The following is a 24,105-nucleotide window of genomic DNA, read 5'->3' as shown; positions in this document are numbered from 1 at the left end:
CACATCTTTGTATGTCAGCACCAACGAGCTTAGACCTCTCTCGCTGGGTGCTGGGTCAACATACAAGGAGCTGCCGAGTGAAACGAGGCTGCGATCTTTTGATTTTCCAGGATCAAAAGATCGCAGCCTGCGGCAGCTCCTACGGGGACCCCATGGGATTCCAGAGTGTTTACCGACGTGCCAGCTTGTATCGGACACAATCCTCATAAAAGCCTTGGCGAATGGCCGCCGGCTTGATCCGCGAGGGGCTGTCGTAGGTCTGTTCGGTGATGCCCATGGCCATCATGCGCATCCACGGTTTGGTGAATTTGTAGGTCTGCAGCTTCTGCCGCGCTGCGTACAGCGACACTCCCGCCAGCTTCAACTCCTGGGCTTTAGCGGCCGTCCCCGCGCCCCAACTGCACATGTAACGATCATTCGTCTTCAGTTCCCTGGCTTCGGTCATCGTCGCCACACTGGCCAGCCCGCACGACATTAACGCGATCATCACACTCCGCATGTAGATTCGATCCTAACAATTTGAAATTAAATTGATTCTGATCAAAACCCGCAACGTTCGGGGCCAGTAAAATGCCTTACGCCTACATGAGAATAGTTCTTGATAAATCCAAGACATTTCTTGCAACATCCATTTTGTTAGCTATAGCTAACACTCCAATGTTCTAAAGTGAGGCAACGGAATGTCAGTCGCAAAGAAAATGACGGTAGGGCAACTGACAATGTTGACAGCCGTCAACATGTTGGGGTCCGGCATCATATTGTTGCCAACCAAACTCGCCGAAGTCGGCGGAATTTCCATTCTTTCCTGGCTGATCACAGCCACCGGTTCCCTCGCGCTGGCTTATGCCTTCGCGCGCTGCGGGATGCTCAGCCGCAAGACGGGCGGCATGGGTGGCTACGCTGAATACACCTTCGGCAAGGCCGGCAACTACCTGACCAACTACACCTACGGCGTCTCGCTGTTGATTGCCAACGTGGCGATCAGCATTACGGCGGTCGGCTATATACAGACGCTGTTCGACGTCAAACTCGATTCGCTGCAAGTAGGCCTGGCGACCATTGCGTTGCTGTGGATCACCACGTTCGCCAACTTCGGCGGCGCGCGGATTACTGGCAAAATCGGTTCGATCACCGTCTGGGGCGTGATCGCACCTGTGGTCCTGGTTTCCACCGTCGGCTGGTTCTGGTTCGACAGCAGCGTCTACGCGGCGGGATGGAACCCGCACAACATGGGCTATCTGGAAGCAGCGGGGGCTTCGGTGGCGATCACGTTGTGGGCTTTCCTGGGCCTGGAATCGGCGTGCGCCAACACCGACGCCGTGGAAAACCCGGAGAAGAACGTACCGATCGCCGTACTCGGCGGCACCTTGGGCGCAGCGGTGATCTACATCGTCTCCACCAACGTGATCGCCGGCATCGTCGGCAATCCGGAGCTGGCCTCCTCCACCGCGCCGTTCGGGCTGGTGTTCGCCAAGATGTTCAATCCGATGGTCGGTAACATCGTCATGGCGGCGATGATCCTGGCCTGCATTGGCTCGTTACTGGGCTGGCAGTTCACCATTGCCCAAGTGTTCAAGAGCTCGGCGGATACCGGTTACTTCCTGCCGATCTTCGCCAAGGCCACCAAGGCCGGCACGCCGATTGTCGGCATGTTGATCCTGCTGGCGATCCAGACTGCAATCGGCTTCCTGACCATCAGTCCGGATCTGAGCAAGCAGTTCGACATTCTGGTCAACCTGGCAGTGGTCACCAACCTGATCCCGTACATACTGTCGATGGCGGCCCTCATGACGATCCAGAAGGTCTCCAACGTACCGGCAGGCAAGGCACTGGCTACCAACATCATTGCCTGGGTCGCCACGGCCTACAGTTACCTGGCGCTGTACAGTTCAGGCGAGCAGGCGCTGATGCTCGGCGGCGTGGCGACGATCTTCGGCTACACCCTGTTCAGCTTCGTCAACAACCGCTTGATTGCGCTTGAAGCGCACAACAACAGCGTACCGACGCAGACGGTCAGCGCCCAGCACATCACGGGCGAACCGGTGCCGGTGAATCATTTGAATACTGTGCCTTTGGAGGTTAGATCATGACGGAATATAAACACTCGCTGGGCATGCTCGCGCTGGTGGTGGGCACTCCCCCGGACAAACGTACCGTCTTCGGTCGCGCCCTGGACCAACTGATCCACGACGTGGAAGAACGCTCCATCAGCGTGTTGATGTCGGAAAGCCTGAGCGACGCGACGTCGATCCTGCGTTCGGACTCGGCCATCCAGTGCGTGTTGCTCAGCTGGGAAATGGACGAAAGTGAAGGCCATGAGGAATGCATCAAGCTGCTGACCACCCTGCGCGAGCGCAACACTCGGGTGCCGGTATTCCTGATCAGCGACCGCAGTACCGCGTCGAACATTCCGCTGGTGGTGATGCAGCATGCCGACGACTTCATCTGGCTGCCGGAAGACACCAGTCGCTTCCTCAGCGGCCGCATCATGGCAGCCATCGAGCGCTATCGGCAGGCCGCTCTACCGCCAATGTTTGGCGCGCTGGTGAAGTTCTCCCGCTCCTACGAATACTCTTGGCACACCCCTGGCCATGCCGGTGGCACCGCCTTCCTGAAAAGCACTGCCGGACGCGCGTTCTACGAATTCTTCGGCGAAAACCTGTTGCGCTCCGACCTGTCGATTTCGGTCGGCGAATTGGGCTCCCTGCTCGATCACAGCGGCCCGATCGGCCAGGGCGAGCGCTACGCGGCCAAGGTGTTCGGCGCGCACCGCACCTATTACGTGACCAACGGCTCCTCGATGTCCAACCGCGTCATCCTCATGGCCAGCGTCACGCGCGATCAGATCGCCCTGTGCGACCGCAACTGCCACAAATCTGCTGAACATGCGATGACGTTGTCCGGGGCCATCCCGACCTACCTGGTGCCGACCCGCAATCGCTACGGCATCATCGGCCCGATCCTGCCGCAGACTTTGAGCGCCGAGGGCGTCAAGGCCGCCATTGCCAACAACCCGTTGGTCAAGGAAGGCATCGATCCGACGCCGGTCCACGCCATCATCACCAACTCTACCTACGATGGCCTGACCTACAACGTCACCCGAGTCGAGAAATTGCTGGGGGAAAGCGTCGATCGTCTGCATTTCGACGAGGCCTGGTACGGCTATGCGCGGTTCAACCCGCTGTACCGCGAACGCTTCGCCATGCATGGCGCCCCTGAGGATCACGACGAGTCCCGGCCAACCGTGTTCGCCACCCAATCGACCCACAAACTGCTGGCCGCACTGTCCCAGGCGTCGATGATTCACGTGCGTAACGGCCGTAATCCGATCCCCCATGCACGCTTCAACGAATCGTACATGATGCACGCCTCAACCTCGCCGAACTACGCGATCATGGCCTCATGCGACGTCAGCTCGGCGATGATGGAAGCGCCCAGCGGGCAAATCCTCACCACTGAATCCATCGAAGAAGCGATCAGCTTCCGCCAGGTCATCTCGCGCATGCACCATGAGATGGCCAGCAATGACCAGTGGTTCTTCACCTGCTGGCAGCCACCGACCGTGCAAGTCGGCGCGGCGGCGGTGCCGTTCCATGAGGTCGATCCGCAGTTGCTGAAAACCGAGCCGAACTGCTGGGTACTGCACCCTAATGAGGTGTGGCACGGCTTTGGCGACATCGAAGACGGCTACTGCATGCTTGACCCCATCAAGGTGTCGGTGCTGAGCCCGGGCATGGGCGACGACGGCAATTTGCTGGAATCCGGCATTCCCGCTTGCGTGCTGACGGCGTACCTCGGTCGCCAGGGCATCGTGGTGGAAAAAACCACTGACTTCACCATCCTGTTCCTGTTCTCCATCGGCATCACCAAAGGCAAATGGGGCACGCTGGTCAACGCCTTGCTCGACTTCAAGCGTGACTACGACGAGAACGTGGAGCTCGAACTGTGCCTGCCGGACTTGTTGGCCGCGAACCAGCAGCGCTATGCCGGCATGGGCCTGAAAAACCTGGGCGACGAGATTTTCGCCGCGATGAAGGAGAACAAGACCACTTCCACCATGGCCCAGGCCTTCGGCATGCTGCCGCAAGCCGAGTTCAGCCCGGTGGAAGCGTATGAGAAGCTGGTGAGGAACGAAGTCGAACTGGTGACTCTGGAAGAAGCTGCCGGGCGCGTTGTCGCGACCGGGATCGTGCCTTATCCACCGGGTATTCCGTTGTTGATGCCGGGCGAGAACGCAGGACCTGCGGATGGGCCATTGCTGGCATATCTGAAGGCGCTGGAGAACTTCGACAAGTCCTTCCCGGGCTTTACCCATGATACGCACGGCATTGAAACCGAGGACGGCGTATCGCGGTTGTTGGTGTTGAAGTGAAGTAAGCGTCTGTGGGGCGACGGGTGTGCTCGGTGTAGTGGTGGGTTGAAGGTAGTTTCGGCAGCCGATTCGGCTGCTATGATTGACCACCATGACCAACATGCCTGCGTTCCGCCAACCCTGCCCTCCCGGCGCCTGCGATTGCGGGCGTGATCCGCTGTTGGAAACCCCGGGCGCGGACGTGCGCATCCTGCTGCTGACCCGTGCGGAGGAAAAACGTCTGCTCGAGCGTCTGGAGAACCTCCAGAGCCTTGGTGACCTGGAGCGCTTGCAACGCCGCATGCACGAACAACTGGGCATCCGCGTTGACATTGCGCCAGGCTTCAACGAAGTCCGGACCATGCGCGGCATCGCCATTTCGATCGCCGAACTGCCCGGCTTGTGCCGCAAGACCCGCGCATCGATCCCGGCGGCGATTCGGCGCGGGTTGGAGAAGCATCCTGAAGTGGCTTATGAATTGCTCAATGCCAATGACCTGCTCAGAGATGCGTGAAACGTAGATCAGGGGCAAATCCAGCAAACTCTGAAGCCCGCAATTAACCCGTTGTGAGGCCTACTTTTTCATTCCAACGCGACGGCGCATATCGGCGGTGATGGTCTGGCGGGTTTTTTTCAGGTTTGCCCAGGGCTCATGGCCGACCTCGGCAAGGCGTTCATGCACGTTGTGCACATTCCATTGATTACCGCCCTTCAGCTCTCCTACTTCCTCCCTGAAAATCGGCACTGACACCGGCAGCCCTTCACGGGTGCGCACCGCGTAGGCGCAGATCGTCGTGGCGCCAAGGCCGTTGCGCAGATAGTCGATGAATATCCGCCCGACGCGGTTTTTCGGCCCGGACACGGCGGAAAACCGTTCTGGCAGCAGTTTCGCCATGTGGCTGACAATCGCGTGACTGAATTCTTTCACCTCATCCCAGCCAAGCTTGCGGGTCAGCGGCACCACCACATGAATACCTTTGCCACCGCTGGTCTTTAGGAACGCCTTAAGCCCCAGTTCATCCAGCACCGAAAGGGTCAGCTGAGTCGCCTCGACCATGCTTTTCCAAGGCAGCGCCGGGTCAGGGTCGAGGTCGAGGATGAATCGGTCAGGCCTGTCCAGCTTATCGGACGTGGCATTCCAGGTATGCAGTTCCACCGTGCTCATCTGCACGGCACCGATCAGCGCTTCGGCGTTGTTGATCATCATCACCGGCTGCCCGGTAAGGTCCTTGTCCAGGGTAGTAATGCCCGGGATCGCCAGGCGCTCGGCGTTTTTCTGGAAGAACAGTTCGCCGGCGATGCCATCCGGGGCGCGCACCAGGGCGACCGGGCGATCCTTCAGTTCGGGCAGGATGAATTCGGCGACTCGGGCGTAATACTCGGCCAGTTGCATCTTGGTGGTGCCACTGCTGGCATCGATCACCCGGTCCGGATGAGTAATGCGCACCTTGCCCGCAGCAAGTCCCGCCTGGGATGGCGCCGGGCTGGCTTGCTCTGCGGCGGCTTTTTTGCCGGCAGGCTTTTTGGTTGGAGGGTTCCTGGTAGCAGACTTCCTGGCAGCAGGCGCCGATGCAGCGCTTTTTTTCACCACGGCTGGGCGCTCCTCAGTGATGTCTTTGGCCGGCTTGTCGTCACGCAAGCCATGGAACACCGCGTGGCGCACGGAGCCGTCCTTGGTCATTTCGGCAAAGGCAATTTCCGCCAGCAACACCGGCTTGAGCCAATGCACACCCTTGGCATCGAACCCCGAGGGCGGGTTGGCGACCGAGGGTTTCTTCGCCTTCAACGGCAGCAATTGCGCGTAAATGCTCTTCAGTGTCGTTTCGTTGAACCCGGTGCCCACCTTACCGGCGTAGCGCAATTTGCCGCTGTCGCGATCATGCAAGCCCAGCAACAACGCGCCGAAGGCACTGCGCGAACCCTTGGGATCGGTGTAACCCACCACCACGAATTCCTGCCGATGCTTACACTTGAGCTTGATCCAGTCGCCACTGCGCCGCGACACATAAGGGGAGCCCAGGCGCTTGCCGATCAGGCCTTCCATCTGCATCTGGCAGGCGCTGGTGAGCAAGGCATCCGGCGCTTCGCCGAATGAGTCAGAAAACCGCAGCAAGGGATCTTCGTGAGTTCTGAGGACCGTCGCCAGTGCCACCCGACGTTCTTCCACCGGCACTTCACGCAGGTCGACGCCGTTGAGGTATGGCATGTCGAACAGGTAGTAAAGGATGTTGCCACTGCTGCCCTCTTCGAAGGCATTTTGCAGGGCCTGAAAATCTGGAACTCCCTGCTCGTTGGCTACCACCATCTCACCGTCGAGCCAGGCCGACTCGAGGTCCAGGTCGGTCAGCGCCTTGGCTTGCGCCGGCAGTTTGTGTGTCCAGTCATGGCCGTTGCGGGTGAAGAGCTTGACCTGGCCATGGTCGATACGCGCCATGATTCGATAGCCGTCGAACTTGATCTCATAGCTCCATTCGCCATCCGGGGCTTTTTCGACCAGGGTCGCCAGTTCCGGCTTGATCAGCTCCGGGAGCTTGGCCTTGTGAGCGCCGGTAAGCCTGGCCGAGCGGCCTTCAGGGGCGACCTTGGATGCGGGCTTTTTGACGGGCTTGGGTTTGGCGGCGGCCTTGGCCTTTTTCGGCAGGATGGTGCGGTCGCTGAGCACGCTGTCGGGCGCGGCGACGACCACGTCGTAATCGCTCTCGGGTTTGGCCGCGCTGTCCTGATGCTTGATCAGGAACCATTGCTCCTGTTTACCCGGCATGTGCGTGCGCACCAGGTTCCACAATCCGCTGAGCTTCTCGCCCTGCAGTTCGAACTTGAGCTTGCCCTTGGCGTAGGCTTGGGCCGGATCCTCCTGGGGTATCCACACCCCGCGATCCCAGACGATCACATCACCGGCCCCGTAATGTCCCTCGGGAATACTGCCCTCAAAGGTCGCGTAATCGATCGGGTGATCCTCGACATGCACCGCCAGGCGCTTGACCTTGGGATCCAGGGACGGCCCCTTGGGAACCGCCCAGCTCTTCAGGGCTCCGTCGAGCTCCAGGCGGAAATCATAGTGCAAGCGCGAAGCGTCATGCTTCTGGATGCAGAACTGCAAGGCATGGTCTTTGGACTTTTTCTTGCCTGGTCGTTTCGCCGCCGGCTCGGAAGTCGCGGAAAAGTCGCGCATGCGGTTGTAATCGTCAAGGTTCCGGGTCATGGCTCACTCCCCTGATGCCGTTGCAACGCTGCCCCCGATGCCGGGGCCGATGTGCGTGACGATCAACGCTACCACTGCGATCCGCTCGACCCGCTGATAACCCGGAGTCAAGAGTTCCTCGCCAAACACATCGGGATCGATCTCGCGGTAAGTCCAAGCGAACAGTGGCGAGGCCAGGCGCGACGACAACGCTTCGAGGAATGGATCCAGCCCCTCGACCATGGCCACCCCCGTATACAGTACCAGCGAGCCTCCGGCTGCCAGGCGATTGAGCGCCTGTTCGACGATGCGCACCGACAACTGCTCGCCGAACTCGCCACCGCCATGGCGGTATGCGCGCTCACCGGGGTCGGCCATATACGGCGGATTGGCGACTATGAGATCAAACTGGCCGTCGACGTCCTGTAGCACGTCGCTGGCCTCCACTGTGATATTGGCCACCTCGGCCAGGGCGGCATTGACCGTGGTCAGGCGCAATGCCGCCGGGTTGATATCGACCGCCAGCACTTGCGCTTCACGGCGCGCCCGGGCAATCACGATTGCCCCGACGCCAGCGCCGCAACCGATATCCACGGCACGGCGAATCGGCGCAAAGCTCTGCTGCAGGTGCGTGTGGATTAACTGCGCAAAGCGATAACTGTCCGGTCCAAAAAAAACCGAATCGGCCGCTTCAGTAGGAAAGCCCGAGTGCACGAATAGCAAATCGTCGAGGCTCGACCAGCGTACGCGACTTTTCAGCCGCCCCTGGCTCTCCACCAGGACGCCGGCCCGCTGCAGCTGGTGCTGTTCATCGACAGGCAGCAGCCCGGACTCGAACGTCCGCGACCAGCCGTAGACATCCCGCAGGTTTTTTGCCGGGCGCGTGGCGTCGCGGTCGAGTACTCGCTGGTGGGTGAGCGGAGTGGGCGTGACAAAACGATAGCCGTCCGCCTGCAGGCGTCTTCCCAGCTGCAATAGAGCCAGTTCGTCGGCGTCCAGTCGTTCTTCCTGATTCATGTGCAGCTCCCTAGCGCAGGCTGGATTTAAGTTCGATGTAGCGCCGCGTGGCGAGCAGTCCCGCCGGGTGTGAGTGACGATGGGCTGACAGCCACGGGATCAACACGGGCATCTGTGCATGGGGATCCAGCCCCGCGAGGGACGCTTGCAGCGTCTGCACGTCAGGGTCACTGGCCGGCAGCTCAGGAACCCGGGCGGCACTGACTACACGCCGATGTGCCGGCCTTGCACGCTCGGGCGCCCAGTCTCCAGCGATCCAGTCATGCAGCAATTGTTTCTCATAAGGGCTGAACACACCGAACATCGCCGCACCATCACCCACTATCATCTGCCAGAACCGGCTGCCCTGCGGATCCTGGTGGCGCTTGATCCAGCCCTTGTTTTCCATGGCACTGAGGAAACCGGGTAATTGCTCGGGTGAAGACAACCACTGATTGACCGTCTTGCCCTCGAAACGGCAATAGTCCGAATGCATGTGCTGGCCGAACGGACGCTTGCGTTCGAGCATGCCCAGCAGCTCTTGCTCGAGGTCGAACGACTCGATAATCGCGCGACTGCCCTGCCCCAGATCGTTAAGTCGATAGCCAGCAGCAACCCGACGCAGGAACTCTTCTCGGTCGCCTTCCAGCGGCATCAGCTGCAGCACTGACTGCACGGCTTTTTGCGCGTGGCCGGTGCTGGCGTTATCGATGGTGACATGGAGCGTGAAATAGTAGGGATCGATGCCCAGTTCGCTCAGTTCATAGGCGCTGATCAGCAGGTGCAGCGGCAGTTGTTCATAACCGAGGTTGTAGCCGATCACTTCAGGCATGAAGTCATCGCTGCACTCGCCCAGCGCCAGCTGGATCGCGCCTTGCAGGTATCGCTCGTCGGGCAGCGCGCAGGTGTCATCCAGGCCATGTTCGGCCAAGAGCTTGCGATAGATCACTACGTGGTTTTGCGCCGGATTGCCGTCGCCCAATTCTTCCAGGTAGGTGCAGATCAGCCCGTCGAACCGCGGGTCACGCCAGTGGCTCAGCAAGCCATACAACCATGCGCCGTCCACCAATTTGGTCGGCCCGACAGCCTGCAGGAAAAACAGCGCATGGGCCTTGTTGCTGAAGAACTGACGTGGGCCGCCATCCTTGCGTTGTTGCAGATAATCGGCGTACTGGCGCGCTACCTGCGCGCAGTGCTGTTCCACAAACCCTGGCAAGGCAGACAGGTCCCGGGGCATCTCCTCAGGCAGGTCTTGGGCCTGTTGAAGTTGCTCGACCAGGAACGTCCGCGCCAGGGATTTGCGCTGCGCGTCATCGACGTTGAGCAGCAGTTGGGCATAGGTATTTTTCAGGCTACCGGCGGTCGGGATCGACTCTGCGCGGGCAGGCCGGGCTTCAAGTCTTGTCAGGGCAGTCATGGGCGCATCTCTCGGTCTATGGCCAGTGGCAGGACGCTGAATCAACGCGTCTCTACTGCAGCAGATCGATGAGCCAGGGAGAAAATTCAATCGAGGTTAAAAATGGCCGGACAGACGGCCAGGGCCTGGAGTAAACAAGCCCCCTTGTAGGAGCGAGCTTGCTCGCGATGGGGCCGGCCAGATAGACCGCTGCCGTCGTGATCGCCAGCAAACCCTGCACATTCGGGTTTGCGTGATGGCTTATGCAGTGCCCTTGGCCTGCTGTTCCAGATGCACTTGCAGCTGTGGATCTATGCTCAATGCGGCTGCCAGTTCGTCCAGATACGCGCGCTCAACATCCTGCTGGTCGTCCACCAGCATCACGCTGGCCAGGTACATTTCGGCAGCAATACCAGGGTCCGTGGCCGACTGTGCCACGTCGGCGGCATCCAGAGGCCGGGATACTTCGTTGTCCAGCCATTGTTGCAGTTGCGGGTCGTCGGTGTGACGGCCGATTTCTGTACTGATCATCTCATGCTCGGCAGGGTCGATCCGGCCGTCGGCCTTGGCCGCTGCGATCAGCGCGCGCAAGATAGCGTGGCTGTGTTCCTCGACTTCCGGTCCGGCCAGCAGGTTCACGGTCTGTGGCGCTTGCTGCGGGACAGATGACGCCTGATTGCGCTGCCAGGCCTGATAAGCCTGGAAGGCCATCATGCCGAGCGAGGCCAGGGCCGCGTAATTCATTGCGCCACTGCGTCCGGATCGGTTCTGGTTCGCGCCGCCCAGGGCCGAACCACCGCCAAGCAGGCCACCGAGCAAACCGCCCAAGCCACCGCCGCCCATGCTGGAACCGGCGCGACCGCCACCCAACAGGCCGCCCAGCAACCCGCCAAGATCACCGCCGATGCCTCCCTTGGGGGAAGCGGCACCCGTTTGCTGCGAGGCTTGGCCACGGAGCAGTTGTTCGAGCAGGTCGCTGGTGTTCATGACGTCGTCCTTATTAATAGAAGTATTTCGGTCAGGAAACGATAGTCCTTGCGCGCCAATCTGCCACCACCGTCTGGCTGCCGACATCAGGGCAACAGCGGCGTGGATTTAGCCGAAGTATTTTCCCGCGACGCAGCTAAGATTTACTGACGGTGAACCTTATTCGCGGATTTTCGGTCGATACCTGCAACCCGAACCGGTTTGCCGCCGCCCTCGCTCGCGAGGGTGATGACTGGCTTGCTTCACTTTTTGGAGAACGCCCCCGTGATATCGACCCTACACATCGCCAGGCTCAAAGCATGGGGCGCCCATGGTTTTACCGCCACCGGCGTGGTCACCGCCTTCCTCGCGACCCTCGCCCTGCTGGATAACCAGCCGACCAGTTGCCTGCTGTGGCTCGGCGTCGCGCTGATCGTCGATGGACTGGATGGCGCATTGGCGCGCAAGGTCAACGTGCAGTCGGTGCTGCCCAGCTTCGACGGTTCGATCCTCGACCTGGTCATTGACTACCTGACCTACGTATTCATCCCCGCGCTGTTCATCTATCGCTACATTCCGTTGCCGGACTACACGCTGCTGCTAACGGTGTCGCTGATCCTGGTGTCTTCGCTGTTCTGTTTTTGCAACGTCAATATGAAGAGCAAGGACAACTACTTCCAGGGCTTCCCCGCTGCGTGGAACGTGGTGGCGCTGTGCCTGTACATCATTGCGCCTTCGCCATGGATCACCTTCCTCACGGTGATTGGCCTGGCGCTGCTGACCGTGACCCGCATGAAGTTCCTGCACCCGTTTCGCGTGCGTAAATTCATGCCGATCAATATTGCCGTGACGGCCATCTGGTTGTTGTGCAGCTTGTCGCTGGTGGTCAACCATCCGGTGATCAACCCGCTTGTGATGTGGCTGTGGTTGCTGATGTCGGCTTACTTCCTGGGCATTTGCATCTGGCGTACGGCGCTGGAGTGGTTTGATGGATCGCGGCACAAATAACCCGCCAAAAGATGACGCTAACGTAGGAGCTGCCGCAGGCTGCGATCTCTTGATCCTGACCTTATATCTCAAGATCGAAGATCGCAGCCTGCGGCAACGCCTACCGGGGTTCAGCGCCGGGTGATGACCACCTCCAGGTACTCGCTCGGCACCACCAGTGATTTCTCGCCCGCCCTGTTCATCCGGTTGAGCAACTCGGTCAGGTCTGCTTCCAGCGCCTTGGCGCCATCGGGCGGCAGCGCGGCGAATGCCTTGTGCACCGGACCGTACCAGCGGCGAAACGTGTCGATGAAATGGGCCGCCGAGCGATAGCGGAAGTTGAAGGTCCGGCGGCTGACCTGGACCAGGAAACTGCGCTCGTCGAAGTGCGCATGCAGCCAGGCCTCGGTACCCCACTGCGAAGGCGGCTGCGCACCCGGTGGTGGTGGCATATGCTTGCCCAGGGTCTTGAACACCTGGCCAACGAAGCCTTCGGGCGTCCAGTTGGCCAGGCCGATACGGCCTCCGGGGCGGCACACCCGGGCCAGCTCTGCAGCTGCTTTCGATTGATCGGGGGTGAACATCACGCCGAAGGTCGACAGCACCGCATCAAAACTCGCATCTTCAAAGGGCAATGCTTCGGCATCGGCGACCTGAAAGGTGACTTGCAGGCGCTCTGCCCGCGAGCGGTCCTCGCCGCGTTCCAGCAATGCGGCCACATAGTCGGTGGAAGTGACGATGCAACCGCGCCGTGCGGCCGCGAGCGTGGCATTGCCGTTACCGGCGGCGACGTCCAGCACGCGCTCATCGCACAGCAGGTCGCAGGCCTCGGCCAACTGCTCGCCGACGATCTGCAAGGTGGTGCCGATCACGGCGTAGTCGCCACTGGCCCAGGCGGCCATCTGACGGTTTTTCAAGGCAGTTAGATCAATGGGTGTGCTCATGAATTGCGCTCCAACAGTGCTCCTGCACCTGCTATCTCCCGTTCAATGACGAACTTAGGCATGACAACCTCTCATTCTTGATATGGGAACAGGGTTTTTGGCCTGCAGGCAAACTATCGCGCCGCAGCACGGCGGCGTCCTGTCCGATCGTCGGCCAGGCGTGTCCGATCGTCCGGAGTTTTCCCATTGCTGGCCCGCACCGCCGGCGCCTCAAGGCGGTGCGGGCCGAGCGCGAGCCGCAGCAACAGTTCATTGACGCGCAGTGCCGAGGACGTCGGATGCCAGAAGGACACCGCCTTCAGTCGCGCATTTCGGCGCGAATTCGGCTCACCGCCTGCGGCCTGGCGCCGCTGCCAGACCGGGACTGTGCAGCAGCGGCGGTGACTATCATCTCAACTATGGGCCGCCGGCGAGACCCACCCTGTAGGAGCTGCCGAAGGCTGCGATCTTTTGATCTTCGGCGGGATCACACATGCCAAAGATCAAAAGATCGCAGCCTTCGGCAGCTCCTACAGGGTTCAGCTTGTCAGGCGTGGCCTCGATCAAGCTCCGGGCGCCTTGGCCTCCTCCAGCAGTTGCTGAATCATCTGCTCCTGCGCGTCGTAGGCGCCTTCGCCAAAGTGGGTGTAGCGCACCTGCCCCTTGGCATCGACCAGGTAATGCGCGGGCCAGTACTGGTTGTCGAAATTGCGCCAGATCGCGTAGTTGTTGTCGATGGCCACCGGGTAGGTGATGCCAAGCTTCTTCACCTGGTCCCTGACGTTATCGATGATGCGTTCAAAACCGTACTCAGGCGTATGCACGCCGATCACCACCAGGCCATCTTTCTCATACTTCTTCGCCCAGTCCTTCACGTACGGCAAGGTGCGCTGGCAGTTGATGCAGTCGAAGGTTCAGAAATCCACCAGCACCACCTTGCCTTTCAGCGATTCGCCGCTGAGTTCCGGGGAGTTGAGCCATTGGACCGCACCGGCCAGCGATGGCATGGCGCCCTGGGCGTTGTCCATGGTATCGGCCTTGACCTTGCTGACGAAGTAATCCAGCACTTTTGGCACGGTCTCCAGTACCCCCTTCTCAACGCTGCTGATGCCTTCGGACGACGTGCCAGCCAGCAGGGTCTTGTCGGCACCGGTGGAGATCACCACTGCAGCGGCCAGCACTGCCACGCCAGCACCGCGACGCAACCAGCCGGTGACCGGTATCGATGCTTTGAGACGGTTTACCAGGCCACGACCAGCGAAGATCAGGGTACCCAGCGACAGCGCGCTGCCCAGCCCATAAGCCACCAGCAGCAGGCTGGTGCCGGCATTCGCGCCTTGCAACATGGCGCCAGTGAGGATCACCCCGAGAATTGGTCCGGCACAGGGTGCCCAGAGCAGGCCGGTGGCCACGCCGATCATGATCGAGCCTGCCGGGCCGGACATTTTGCGCATGTCGGGATCAAGGCGATTGCCCAGCAGCACGAAAGGCCGCGCCAGCCATTCACCAATGCGCGCGGAAATCAGCGACAGCGCAAACAGTGCCATCACCATCAATGCCACGTGGCGGCCGGTGTTACTGGCCTGTACCACCCACTCGCTGCTGACCACCGCCAGGCTGGAGATCAGGGCGAAGGTCAGGACCATGCCGCCGAGGGTCAGCAGGATCGAGGTACGGCTGCGGTCAACGCCGGCGAACAAAAACGGCACGACCGGGAGGATGCACGGGCTGAGGACGGTGAGGATACCGCCCAGAAAAGCGATGATTAACATGGGATCACCTGAATAATGAGCGGTTCATGCCCCCCTGTAGGAGCGAGCTCGCTCGCGATGGTCGTTAACGAATACGCGGGGCGCCTGGCACCCCACGGTGTCTACTAGACCATCGCGAGCGAGCTCGCTCCTACAAAGGGACGGTGTTTGGGTTCAGGCCGTCTGGGTATCCAGCAACTGCCCCTGCGGCGTGCGGCTGGAGCCATCTTCGGCCAGCAGCGGGCTTGCATCCTTGTGCCCCACCGGGGTCAGTTGAAAACAGGTGCTACCGGCGCAGCTGCTCTGCTCCACCGCAGCATTGGCATGGGCAGCCGCGCCGGCTACGGAAAAAGCCACTGCGGTCAGATAACGGGTCAGGTTTTTCATGATGCGGATCCTCGTAAAATCAGTAATGGGCAAACAGGCGACTCAGTTGTCGTCGTGGCAGTTGTCAGCGAATTTTCGGTAGTCCAGTACCTTGGTGTCGCCCTGGGAATTGAGGTAGGTCAGCTGGGCGTTGATGATTCCGCAGGTCGGCGTGGCGTCCTGTTTCATCGAGATGACTTTCTTGATGTCCAGATGCGTGCCGTAGGTGTAGGTTTCAGGCTTGACCGTGGCTTCGGCACGGGCCGACAAGGTGCAGATATTCAGCGCGGCAAACAGGCAGGCGGCGTAGACGGCTTTGGTGTTCATGGCGGTTTCCTCAAGGCTTCAATGGGTCAATCGTGGTATTGAGCCGAGGCGGTTTGGGGTTGCCTCGATGGAGCTCATTAGAAGCCCGCCAGGTATCCCCTCTGTGTCGGAATCAGGCGCGGGTTAATCGCTACGTATCAGAACCGCCTCCCGATACACAGCGATACAAAACCCGGAAAAAATACGGTTTTTGAGTCTGCGTGTGTCCGCCTTAAGGCCAGATACACTGCAATACAAAGGGCAGGAGTCACGCGTGCGAAGGCTCGATAGACTGCGCGACATCCCCCGTTTACAGAGGCCCGGCCCCATGGAACACGTTGATCACATTCTCATCGTTGACGATGACCGCGAGATTCGCGAGCTGGTCGGCAATTACCTGAAAAAGAACGGGCTGCGTACCACGGTGGTCGCCGACGGCCGACAGATGCGCGCCTTTCTCGAATCCACGCCAGTGGACCTCATCGTCCTGGACATCATGATGCCGGGGGACGATGGCCTGCTGCTGTGCCGTGAGCTTCGCGCCGGCAAACACAAGGCCACCCCAGTATTGATGCTCACCGCCCGCAGTGACGAGACCGACCGTATCATTGGCCTGGAAATGGGCGCCGATGATTACCTGGTCAAACCCTTCGCCGCCCGGGAACTGCTCGCGCGCATCAGCGCCGTGCTGCGCCGCACACGAATGCTACCGCCGAATCTGGTGGTTACCGAAAGCGGGCGCCTGCTGGCCTTCGGGCGCTGGCGGCTGGACACCTCGGCCAGGCACCTGCTGGACGAAGACGGCACCATGGTTGCGCTCAGTGGCGCAGAGTACCGTTTGCTGCGGGTGTTCCTCGACCATCCGCAGCGCGTGCTCAACCGCGACCAGCTGCTGAACCTGACACAAGGCCGCGACGCCGACCTGTTCGACCGTTCCATCGATCTGCTGGTCAGCCGTTTGCGCCAGCGCCTGCTCGACGATGCCCGGGAGCCCGCGTACATCAAGACCGTGCGCAGCGAGGGCTACGTGTTCTCACTGGCGGTGGAAGTCATCGGGGCACCCTCATGAATTTCTCGCTGCGCTGGCCCCGCACCCTCGCCTCGCGTCTTTCAATGATTTTCCTGGTAGGGCTGATCCTGGCGCAGGCGCTGTCCTTCGGCGTGCAGTATTACGAGCGCTACGAAAGCGCGAAAAACACCATGCTCGGCAATCTGGAAACCGACGTGTCGACCTCAATCGCGATCCTCGACCGCCTGCCTGCCAATGAGCGGGCCAGCTGGCTGCAACAGCTGAATCGGCCGAACTACGGCTACCTGCTCGACGAAGGAACTGCCGGGATGCCCATGACCGATTCGCCGATGGCGATGAGCTCGATCAAGGAAGCCATCGGCAAGGACTACCCAATGACCTACACCGACATCCCAGGGGCGCGAAAGCATTTCCAGGTGCACCTGAAACTGGCCGATGGCAGTCCGGTGACCATCGACGTCCGTCCGGCAATGGCGCCCTTGTCGCCGTGGTTGCCGGCGGTGCTGCTGGGGCAACTGGCGCTGTTGATCCTGTGCACCTGGCTGGCCGTGAGGATCGCTATCCGCCCCCTCACCCGCCTCGCCCAAGCGGTAGAAACCCTCGACCCCAATGCGCGACCGGTGCACCTGGACGAGAAAGGTCCTACCGAAGTCGCCCATGCGGCCAAGGCGTTCAACGCGATGCAGGCGCGAATTGCGGCGTACCTTAAAGAACGCATGCAACTACTGGCAGCGATTTCCCATGACCTGCAAACCCCCATCACCCGGATGAAACTGCGCGCCGAATTCATGGACGACTCCAGCGAGAAGGACAAGCTATGGAGCGACCTCGGCGAGATCGAGCACCTGGTGCGCGAGGGCGTGGCCTATGCACGCAGCGTGCACGGCGCCACCGAGGAAGTCTGCCGTACCCACCTGGATTCGTTCCTCGACAGCCTGGTGTTCGATTATCAGGACATGGGCAAGGACGTGTCCCTGGAAGGCAAGACCGACGCGGTGATCGACACCCGCCCCCATGCGCTGCGCCGGGTAGTGGTCAACCTGACCGACAACGCCCTCAAATTCGCCGGCGCCGCGCAGCTGGAGGTGGCCTCACAGGCCGATGGCAGCCTGTCGATCAAGGTGATGGATCGCGGCCCCGGTATCGCCGAGGAAGAACTGGCCCATGTGCTGGAGCCCTTCTACCGAGTGGAAAACTCGCGTAACCGCAGCACCGGCGGGACCGGCCTGGGCCTGGCGATCGCCCAACAGCTGGCGCTGGCGCTGGGCGGGTCCTTGACCCTGAGCAATCGAGAGGGCGGCGGCCTGTGCGCGCACCTCAAGCTGCCCGCGGCTAAATAGCGCCGTTACCACGCCCGCGAACGAACTCGTGGGCTTTGTGCGTGAGCTGATCCAGGTGCCGGTCGCGCTGTTTTTCGGCATCGACCATCGCCCGCTTGCCATGCTTTTGCAGCAGGTAAGTATGAATCTGCCGTACCTCCAGCGAGCTGTAGATGGGCCCTACGTCCAGTAATCCCATGAGCCCGTCGCTGCTGTGGTCACGGGTGTTCATGAGCACCTGGGTGCCGCGCACGCCCACGACCTGGAAACCCATCGATTCGAACCAGGGCACCTTGGCCACGGCGCACGTCAGTTCGGCGTGGGGATAACGCCCCACCATCTCGCGCACCATCTGCCGGGCGATCCCCTGCCGCCGATGACCCGCCTGCACCGCCATGTACGCCACGCCACAGGCATCGGGATCGTCCTGGATCGCCAGGTATAACAGGAAACCAACGACCTGCTCCGGGTCGTCCTCATCTGTGGCCACCAGCAACTCCACGGCAACTCCCTTGGTGCCATTCAACGCCTCCAGATACAGATGCACTTCATAGCCGATCGCATATTGGTAAACGTTGTACAGCAGGTTGCTCGGCGGGATCGCGACCATACTGATGTCAGTGAGGTTGTCGACCACCAGCTGCAGGATCTGACTGGTCAGATGCTCTGGGCATGGGGTTTTGAAATGGGTGATCTGGGGCATGTGCGGCTCTGGGTCTGGGTGGCGCTCGAAGGTGTAATGATAACGCGCAGAGTGCGCATCGGGTGACCGCAGAAGAATGAAGTGGCGAATTCATGAGCCTCACGCATAAGTCTCCCACAGAATCATCTTGCTTCTACAACTGCGGATATTCCTGCTCGCCAACCTTTTCCATCCACTCCACCACCTTGCCATCCTGCGCCTCAGCAATGGCAATGTGCGACATGGACGTTTCCGCCGTTGCCACATGCCAATGCTTCACATAAGGAGCAATCCACGCCGTGTCGCCGGGTTTGATCGATTGCGCCGGTTTGCCGGCCTGCTGTACCCAGCCACTACCCGCAATGACAATCAACTTCTGTCCCAGCGGATGGGTGTGCCAGGCCTTGCGCGCACGGGGTTCGAAGGACCCGCAGCGTATCGCCTGCCGAGGCCGGCCAGTGCCTGCTCGGTTAAGGTATCGGACCTGACGCAGGCGCACCCCGCGCAGCGATGGGCAACACGTGAGCATGAGTGCCGATATCAGCCAGATTCCAGGCAGGCTCTCAGTGTTCGGGCGCCACGACCCGAAACTTGATGTCGATGTCCTTGGAAACGACGGTGTCAGCCCACTCCCCTTCGCCGATCCGGAACAGGTCGCGGTCCAGAACGAACTCGCCATTGAACAGGCCGATGCCACTTTCCGGTTTCAATTCGACCTGGACCTTCACCTCTCGGGTCAGGCCCCTGATTGTAAGATTGCCGATCACGGCATAGCGGTTATTGCCCAGGTCCGTGACCCGGGTAGATTCGAATACGCCCTGGGGAAATTCCGGGGTGTTGAACCAGGCGGGTTTCTGCAGTTCGAGGTTGGCGTCGCTGCTGCCGGCGTCGATGCTCGCCATGTCGATGACCAGTCGGGTACGGGCTGCCGTGGGATTGGCGGTGTCGAACTCGAAGCTGGCTTCGAACCTGCCGAACGTTCCGTAGACCTCGGAACCCATCTGGTTGAAGGTGAAGCTGATCTTGCTCGCAGCAGGGTTCACGCGGGTGTACTCGGCGGCTTGAGTGCAAGGCACCGCCCCCGTGATCAAAGTCACCGCCAGTGCAATGGAACACGGGAATCGGCAAGTCATGTGATTCTCCGGTCGGGGCCAGGTTTGCCGATTGCACGGCCGAATGGGGTAAATGTACTAAAGCAAAGAAACGCGCGTTGTTCCACTGTTGCACAAGCCTGGCTTGCCAGCGATGACGCCCTGACATTCACTAAAGCGACTACCGCCGAACGCACATCACCGCGTCATGTATTTCTAAACCAGCCGCTCGATCCGGCGGTGCAGCCAGACGAATCGGTAATACGCCGTCTGCAGCGCCAGCATGGCCAGGTACGCCACCGGAAACGCCATCCACACCCCTTGCAAACCAAACTGCGTATCCAGCGCATAGGCCACGGGCAATTGCACCAGCAGCACGCAGACGATCGAGATCGCCATCGGCACCAGCACCGTGCCGCTCGCGCGCATGATGCCGCCGATGATCGCCTGGAAGCCGAAGATCAACAGGCTCCAGAGCATGATGTGCAGCAGGTGTTCGGCCATCGCCTGGGTCGAGTCGTCCGTGAGGAACAGTCCCAGCAACCAGTGCGACAACAGGTAACCCAGCAACACCAGGCCACCGGTCAGGCCTACGTTGATCCACAGCCCCGTGCGCAGGATCGGCCCCATGCGTTCCAGGCGCCCGGCGCCGATCGCCTGGGCGCCGAGAATCGAGGCGGTGATGGCGATCGACAGCGCCGGAAACTGCACGTAATTGACGATCTGCGTCACCGCACCATATGCCGCCGTCGCCTGGGAGCCGTGCTGGTTCACCAGCGCCAGGATCACCAGTTCCGACAACGATAGCACCACCATCTGCAAGCCGGTCGGCAAGCCGATACGCAGCACTTTGCCGAGGATCACCCGGTCCAGGCGCATCGCCGCGAACATTTCCCGGTCGGGTGCCAGCGGGTGGCGCCTGGCGATCAAGCGCCACGCCAGCCATCCCATTGCCGCCAGGTTACCCGCCAGTCCGGCATACGCTGCGCTCTGAATCCCCAATGGCGGGAACCCCAGCCAGCCTCGAATCAAGGCCGGCGTCAGCGCCAGGCCAATGCAGGTGGATACCAGCAATGCCACCAGAGGCGACATCGTATCGCTAACACCGCGCAGCAATTGGGTAAACAGCACGTACACCAGCAACGACGGCATGATCCACATCATCACGTGGGCATAGGCAACGGCGTCGTCCAGCACGTCCGCGGGCGTGCCCAGCCCTTGCAGCGCCGAACGCGCAAATACACTGCCCAGCACTGCGGCTGTCAGGCCGATCATCGCCCCCAGCAGTAACGTCGTACCGGCAATGGCCTTGACCATGTGCGCCTCGCGCGCCCCCCAAGCCTGACCGATCAGCACCCCGGCCCCCGCACCGAGCCCGATTACCAGCGCAATGAAGAAAAACACGATAGGGAACATGCCGGAGACCGCCGCGAGCGCCTGGGTGCCGAGCATCTGGCCGATGTAGATGCTGTTGATGGTGCCCGACATGGACTGCAGGAAATTGGACAGCACCATGGGCGCGAGGAACAGCAGGTAGGTTTTCCAAAGGGGCTGGGTTGACATGAAAGGGAGGTCCGTCTCGACTGCGCAGGGTGAGTACTCAAGGATAGCCCCAGGGTCGGGGACAAGGGAACCAAAGGCTGCGCGTTTGCCCTGTGCGACCACACCTTGCGTTTCAACGACTGCCACTCAGTGGCGACCAGGTCCCTGTCGCCATTTGGATCAGGCAGCCTGGAAGCATACGTTTGCTCCATCGGTGGCGTCGATAGTCACCATCAACTCAATGAAGTTCTCATAAAAATCCTGGGGCGTAACATCGCATCCATACCAACCAATAACACCCCGGAGCACACCATCATGAAACGCCAAATCCTTCTCAGCTTCGCCTTTTCGGTTTTTGCAGTTAACGCTTTTGCAGCCACTTCCGCTCAGCCCGTCGTTGCTGAAGGCGGCTCGGATCGCCTGATTGAAAGCCGTGTGGCTGAGGGTGGCTCCGATCGTCTGCTGGAGCGCCGCGTAGCCGAAGGTGGTTCTGATCGTCTGCTGGAACGCCGTGTAGCCGAAGGTGGTTCTGATCGTCTGCTGGAACGCCGTGTAGCCGAGGGTGGTTCCGATCGTCTGCTGGAACGCCGTGTAGCCGAAGGTGGTTCTGATCGTCTGCTGGAACGCCGTGTAGCCGAAGGTGGCTCTGATCGTCTGCTGGAACGCCGTGTAGCCGAGGGTGGCTCTGACCGCTTGATCGAGTCCCGCGCCGCATGAAGAATCGCTCTGGATCAACACTCACCGAAAGCCCGGCCTCAGCAGCCGGGCTTTTTTGTGGGCAAACCAGGCAATTTGACACTTATGACCACCGGCACACCTGTGTTACATACTCAGTGAGTAGTGAACTTTGTACCCATGAGGTTTTTGCCAATGCGCTTGTGCCCGTTCCTGCCAAAGCTGTTGCCTGCTGTGATACTCGGTTTGTTCATGTGTGGAGCGCAGGCGGCCGTGCCCGCCCCGGCGCCCGACAGTTTGCGACCATTGCTGGTGACGATGTATGAGCGGCTGAGCATTGCCGATCAGGTGGCGCTGAGTAAATGGGATACGCGCCAGCCGACGCAAGACAGTGCGCGGGAAGCGCAAGTCATTGCCAATGCCAGGAAACAGGCGCTGGAACGCAAACTCGACCCGGACGAGGTCGCCGAGTTGGTTGCGGCGCAGATTGAAGCCAGCAAGCTGGTGCAGTACGGTTTGCTTGCCCAGTGGCAGGCGGCTGGCAAGGCACCCGATACGCCAAGGCCAGACCTTTCCACGCAGGTCCGGCCGCGCCTGGATCAGCTGCAAGCCCGACTGTTGACCGAGTACGCCAAGTTCGCCCGCTATCGTACCGACCCCAACTGCCCCTTGTGGCTGGCCACCGCCCGGTCCGGACTGATCAAGGACGCTCTGCATGGCCAGGGACTGATCCGGGCGACGGGCGATCTGTGTATCACTGCCCAGTGATAGGCGATTGGCAGCCATTGCTGGCGTCGATAGTCACCATCAACTCAATGAAGTTCTCATAAAAAATCTCCGGCGTAACATCAGCTCCATACCAACCAATAACACCCCGGAGCACACCACCATGAAACGCCAGGTCCTTCTCAGCATCGCCTTCTCGGTTTTTGCAGTTAACGCTTTCGCCGCCACTTCCGCCCAGCCCGTCGTCGCTGAAGGCGGGTCGGATCGCCTGATTGAAAGCCGTGTAGCCGAAGGCGGGTCGGATCGCCTGATTGAAAGCCGTGTAGCCGAAGGCGGCTCCGATCGTCTGCTGGAACGCCGTGTAGCCGAAGGTGGCTCCGATCGCCTGCTGGAACGTCGTGTAGCCGAAGGTGGCTCCGATCGCCTGCTGGAACGTCGTGTAGCCGAAGGTGGCTCCGATCGCCTGATCGAGAGTCGCAACGCATGAGTGAAGTGTTAACGGCAGCACCCGAAAAAAACCCGGCCTCAGCAGCCGGGTTTTTTCTGTCTGCTCATTGGCCGTCCTGGAACGTCTGCAGGTAGGCCAGCACATCCGCGACTTTCTCGGGATCGCTGAGCCCCCAGAAGATCATTCGGGTCCCGGGCACCACCTTTTTCGGCGCTTCCAGGTACGCGGTGAGCGTTTGCGTGGTCCAGGTGATACCGGCTGATTTCATCGCATCGGAATACTGGTAATCCGTGGTGCTGCCGGACATCCGGCCGAAAATCTGATTGAGCTGCGGGCCGAAAGACGCCCGGGCGGACTCTCCGACCTGATGGCAGCCGCCGCAGATACGGCCAAACAGCTTCTGCCCAGCCTCGACATCGCCCGCCCCTTTGGCCTGTGCGGTGAACAATGCACCACTAATCAACAAGGCAACCGTGATTCCAGCGGCGTTGTTCATTTTCACTCCTGATCAGACAAGCAATATGCAGGCTGCACAGGATACGGATTGCCCCACCTTTCTCAATCAGGTTTTCACCGCCACCCAGGTGAAACACATCGGCAACTGGGCGCTCTGCTGCTCATAGCGGTCGTACAGTTCTTCGCGATTGGAGTGCGGGTACTCCTTGAAATGGCTGATCGCCAAACCTGCATCCAGGGCACCGGTAAAGATGTCGCCCAGGGTATGGACGAACCAGTATGACGCTGCGGACTGCTGCTCGACCTTGCAGGCATAGACAATCGGTTGGGTTTGCACGAATGGTTCGCTGCGAAAGTACGAGCTGTCCAGGCGGTAAGGATCGCTCGCCTCGGGGTCGAACATCTCCAGAAACGGGTGGGTTTCGTAGATCACCAGCGCGCCACCGGTTTTAAGGATGCGGGCCACATGGCGGAAGAACTCGCCAATGTCCGGCATCCAGTTCAATACGCCAATGGTGACCAGCGCCACATCGAAACGGTTGTGGAGATCGCTTGGGAGGTTATGGATGTCGGCTTCGATGAACTGCGCAGGATGGGGCGAGCGCGCCCCCAGTTCCCGCGCCTGATCAAGGAACGCGGCGGATTGATCGATACCCACCACGCTACGGGCACCAAGGGCAAACAGCGAGAGGCTTTCCCGGCCGTTGTTGCAGCCCACTTGCACGAGGTCTTTTCCTGCGACGCCGACTTGCTCCAGCAGCGTGTGCAAGGTGGTGTCAAGGCAGCTGAAATCATTGCGTTCTACAGCACTGAGCAGCGCCGGCCATTCAGGGTTGTCCCGATGATGGCGGGCGGAGTCGTTCCAGGCCTCGCGGTTGCTGGCGATGGCTGTTTCCTTGGTCGGCATTTCCAT

Annotated in this window: 22 protein-coding genes and 3 pseudogenes; 10 read left to right on the top strand and 15 right to left on the bottom strand. The window is 60.6% G+C overall.

Annotated features, from left to right (window positions below):
- Window positions 1-169: 169 nt before the first annotated feature.
- Window positions 170-499: a hypothetical protein gene (locus tag AAEZ09_RS05000; protein ID WP_045059023.1), complete on the bottom strand. Its 330-nt coding sequence runs from the start codon at window positions 497-499 to the stop codon at window positions 170-172.
- Window positions 500-680: 181 nt separating this feature from the next.
- Between AAEZ09_RS05000 and potE the strand changes: the two genes are divergently transcribed.
- The 3 genes from potE to AAEZ09_RS04985 all read left to right on the top strand — a co-directional run bounded on the left by potE (window position 681) and on the right by AAEZ09_RS04985 (window position 4,865).
- A complete protein-coding gene (potE, locus tag AAEZ09_RS04995; RefSeq protein WP_045059022.1) occupies window positions 681-2,090 on the top strand; it encodes a putrescine-ornithine antiporter in 1,410 nt (469 codons plus the stop codon).
- A complete protein-coding gene (locus AAEZ09_RS04990; protein WP_350598409.1) occupies window positions 2,087-4,372 on the top strand; it encodes an Orn/Lys/Arg family decarboxylase in 2,286 nt (761 codons plus the stop codon). Before potE ends, AAEZ09_RS04990 begins: the two co-directional genes overlap by 4 nt.
- A gap of 91 nt (window positions 4,373-4,463) precedes the next feature.
- The gene (locus AAEZ09_RS04985) at window positions 4,464-4,865 is read left to right on the top strand and encodes a hypothetical protein (protein ID WP_045059020.1); all 402 of its coding nucleotides are present in this window, start codon (window positions 4,464-4,466) and stop codon (window positions 4,863-4,865) included.
- A 60-nt stretch (window positions 4,866-4,925) separates the two neighbouring features.
- On the opposite strand, the gene ligD is transcribed toward AAEZ09_RS04985, so the two are convergent.
- The 4 genes from ligD to AAEZ09_RS04965 all read right to left on the bottom strand — a co-directional run bounded on the left by ligD (window position 4,926) and on the right by AAEZ09_RS04965 (window position 10,911).
- On the bottom strand, window positions 4,926-7,553 hold the full coding sequence (gene ligD, locus AAEZ09_RS04980; RefSeq protein WP_350598407.1) for a DNA ligase D: 2,628 nt from the start codon (window positions 7,551-7,553) through the stop codon (window positions 4,926-4,928).
- Between the two features lie 3 nt (window positions 7,554-7,556).
- Window positions 7,557-8,549, bottom strand: coding sequence for a methyltransferase (locus tag AAEZ09_RS04975; protein WP_350598404.1), 993 nt, complete (start codon window positions 8,547-8,549; stop codon window positions 7,557-7,559).
- Window positions 8,550-8,559: 10 nt separating this feature from the next.
- Complete coding sequence (locus tag AAEZ09_RS04970) at window positions 8,560-9,945, bottom strand: iron-containing redox enzyme family protein (protein ID WP_350598402.1); 1,386 nt, start codon at window positions 9,943-9,945, stop codon at window positions 8,560-8,562.
- A 240-nt stretch (window positions 9,946-10,185) separates the two neighbouring features.
- Window positions 10,186-10,911 carry a tellurite resistance TerB family protein gene (locus tag AAEZ09_RS04965; protein ID WP_205892262.1) on the bottom strand — a complete coding sequence of 242 codons (726 nt, stop codon included), beginning with the start codon at window positions 10,909-10,911 and terminating at the stop codon, window positions 10,186-10,188.
- A gap of 264 nt (window positions 10,912-11,175) precedes the next feature.
- On the opposite strand from AAEZ09_RS04965, the gene pcsA reads away from it, so the two are divergent.
- Window positions 11,176-11,898, top strand: coding sequence for a phosphatidylcholine synthase (gene pcsA, locus AAEZ09_RS04960; protein WP_350598400.1), 723 nt, complete (start codon window positions 11,176-11,178; stop codon window positions 11,896-11,898).
- 110 nt (window positions 11,899-12,008) lie between these two features.
- Here the strand turns inward: pcsA and AAEZ09_RS04955 are convergent, their stop codons facing one another.
- Window positions 12,009-12,821, bottom strand: a complete 813-nt coding sequence (locus AAEZ09_RS04955) for a class I SAM-dependent methyltransferase (protein WP_350598397.1) — start codon at window positions 12,819-12,821, stop codon at window positions 12,009-12,011.
- Between the two features lie 240 nt (window positions 12,822-13,061).
- On the opposite strand from AAEZ09_RS04955, the pseudogene AAEZ09_RS04950 reads away from it, so the two are divergent.
- Window positions 13,062-13,205: pseudogene (locus tag AAEZ09_RS04950) on the top strand (AraC family transcriptional regulator); the annotation flags it as partial.
- 158 nt (window positions 13,206-13,363) lie between these two features.
- On the opposite strand, the pseudogene AAEZ09_RS04945 reads toward AAEZ09_RS04950, so the two are convergent.
- From AAEZ09_RS04945 to AAEZ09_RS04935, 3 genes and pseudogenes are all read right to left on the bottom strand, one after another.
- A pseudogene (locus AAEZ09_RS04945) lies at window positions 13,364-14,572 on the bottom strand (cytochrome c biogenesis protein DipZ).
- A 153-nt stretch (window positions 14,573-14,725) separates the two neighbouring features.
- Window positions 14,726-14,938: a hypothetical protein gene (locus AAEZ09_RS04940; protein ID WP_350598395.1), complete on the bottom strand. Its 213-nt coding sequence runs from the start codon at window positions 14,936-14,938 to the stop codon at window positions 14,726-14,728.
- 42 nt (window positions 14,939-14,980) lie between these two features.
- Complete coding sequence (locus AAEZ09_RS04935) at window positions 14,981-15,244, bottom strand: DUF2790 domain-containing protein (RefSeq protein WP_350598392.1); 264 nt, start codon at window positions 15,242-15,244, stop codon at window positions 14,981-14,983.
- A gap of 307 nt (window positions 15,245-15,551) precedes the next feature.
- On the opposite strand from AAEZ09_RS04935, the gene AAEZ09_RS04930 reads away from it, so the two are divergent.
- Both AAEZ09_RS04930 and AAEZ09_RS04925 read left to right on the top strand, forming a co-directional pair.
- Window positions 15,552-16,292, top strand: coding sequence for a response regulator (locus AAEZ09_RS04930; RefSeq protein ID WP_045059010.1), 741 nt, complete (start codon window positions 15,552-15,554; stop codon window positions 16,290-16,292).
- Window positions 16,289-17,593 carry an ATP-binding protein gene (locus tag AAEZ09_RS04925; RefSeq protein WP_205892266.1) on the top strand — a complete coding sequence of 435 codons (1,305 nt, stop codon included), beginning with the start codon at window positions 16,289-16,291 and terminating at the stop codon, window positions 17,591-17,593. Before AAEZ09_RS04930 ends, AAEZ09_RS04925 begins: the two co-directional genes overlap by 4 nt.
- On the opposite strand, the gene AAEZ09_RS04920 is transcribed toward AAEZ09_RS04925, so the two are convergent.
- The 4 genes from AAEZ09_RS04920 to AAEZ09_RS04905 all read right to left on the bottom strand — a co-directional run bounded on the left by AAEZ09_RS04920 (window position 17,586) and on the right by AAEZ09_RS04905 (window position 20,908).
- The gene (locus AAEZ09_RS04920; RefSeq protein WP_350598390.1) at window positions 17,586-18,275 is read right to left on the bottom strand and encodes a GNAT family N-acetyltransferase; all 690 of its coding nucleotides are present in this window, start codon (window positions 18,273-18,275) and stop codon (window positions 17,586-17,588) included. The genes AAEZ09_RS04925 and AAEZ09_RS04920 overlap by 8 nt on opposite strands.
- Before the next feature lie 133 nt (window positions 18,276-18,408).
- The gene (locus AAEZ09_RS04915) at window positions 18,409-18,783 is read right to left on the bottom strand and encodes a cupin domain-containing protein (protein ID WP_502947564.1); all 375 of its coding nucleotides are present in this window, start codon (window positions 18,781-18,783) and stop codon (window positions 18,409-18,411) included.
- Between the two features lie 34 nt (window positions 18,784-18,817).
- Window positions 18,818-19,387, bottom strand: a complete 570-nt coding sequence (locus AAEZ09_RS04910) for a YceI family protein (RefSeq protein ID WP_350598387.1) — start codon at window positions 19,385-19,387, stop codon at window positions 18,818-18,820.
- Window positions 19,388-19,561: 174 nt separating this feature from the next.
- Window positions 19,562-20,908: an MATE family efflux transporter gene (locus AAEZ09_RS04905; protein WP_205892267.1), complete on the bottom strand. Its 1,347-nt coding sequence runs from the start codon at window positions 20,906-20,908 to the stop codon at window positions 19,562-19,564.
- 294 nt (window positions 20,909-21,202) lie between these two features.
- On the opposite strand from AAEZ09_RS04905, the gene AAEZ09_RS04900 reads away from it, so the two are divergent.
- From AAEZ09_RS04900 to AAEZ09_RS04890, 3 genes and pseudogenes are all read left to right on the top strand, one after another.
- On the top strand, window positions 21,203-21,604 hold the full coding sequence (locus AAEZ09_RS04900; protein ID WP_350598386.1) for a hypothetical protein: 402 nt from the start codon (window positions 21,203-21,205) through the stop codon (window positions 21,602-21,604).
- 153 nt (window positions 21,605-21,757) lie between these two features.
- Window positions 21,758-22,330 carry a chorismate mutase gene (locus AAEZ09_RS04895; RefSeq protein WP_205892282.1) on the top strand — a complete coding sequence of 191 codons (573 nt, stop codon included), beginning with the start codon at window positions 21,758-21,760 and terminating at the stop codon, window positions 22,328-22,330.
- A gap of 121 nt (window positions 22,331-22,451) precedes the next feature.
- Window positions 22,452-22,772: pseudogene (locus AAEZ09_RS04890) on the top strand (phage infection protein); the annotation flags it as partial.
- Between the two features lie 67 nt (window positions 22,773-22,839).
- Here AAEZ09_RS04890 and AAEZ09_RS04885 read toward each other — a convergent pair.
- Both AAEZ09_RS04885 and AAEZ09_RS04880 read right to left on the bottom strand, forming a co-directional pair.
- Window positions 22,840-23,232: a c-type cytochrome gene (locus AAEZ09_RS04885; RefSeq protein WP_045059003.1), complete on the bottom strand. Its 393-nt coding sequence runs from the start codon at window positions 23,230-23,232 to the stop codon at window positions 22,840-22,842.
- A gap of 66 nt (window positions 23,233-23,298) precedes the next feature.
- Complete coding sequence (locus AAEZ09_RS04880) at window positions 23,299-24,105, bottom strand: class I SAM-dependent methyltransferase (RefSeq protein WP_350598381.1); 807 nt, start codon at window positions 24,103-24,105, stop codon at window positions 23,299-23,301.

It is taken from the genome of Pseudomonas sp. 65/3-MNA-CIBAN-0223 (assembly GCF_040310425.1).
GTDB classification, from domain to species: Bacteria; Pseudomonadota; Gammaproteobacteria; order Pseudomonadales; family Pseudomonadaceae; genus Aquipseudomonas; species Aquipseudomonas gregormendelii.
The sequence above is the reverse complement of the archived record's forward strand: the minus strand, read 5'-3'. Positions and strand labels throughout refer to the sequence as shown.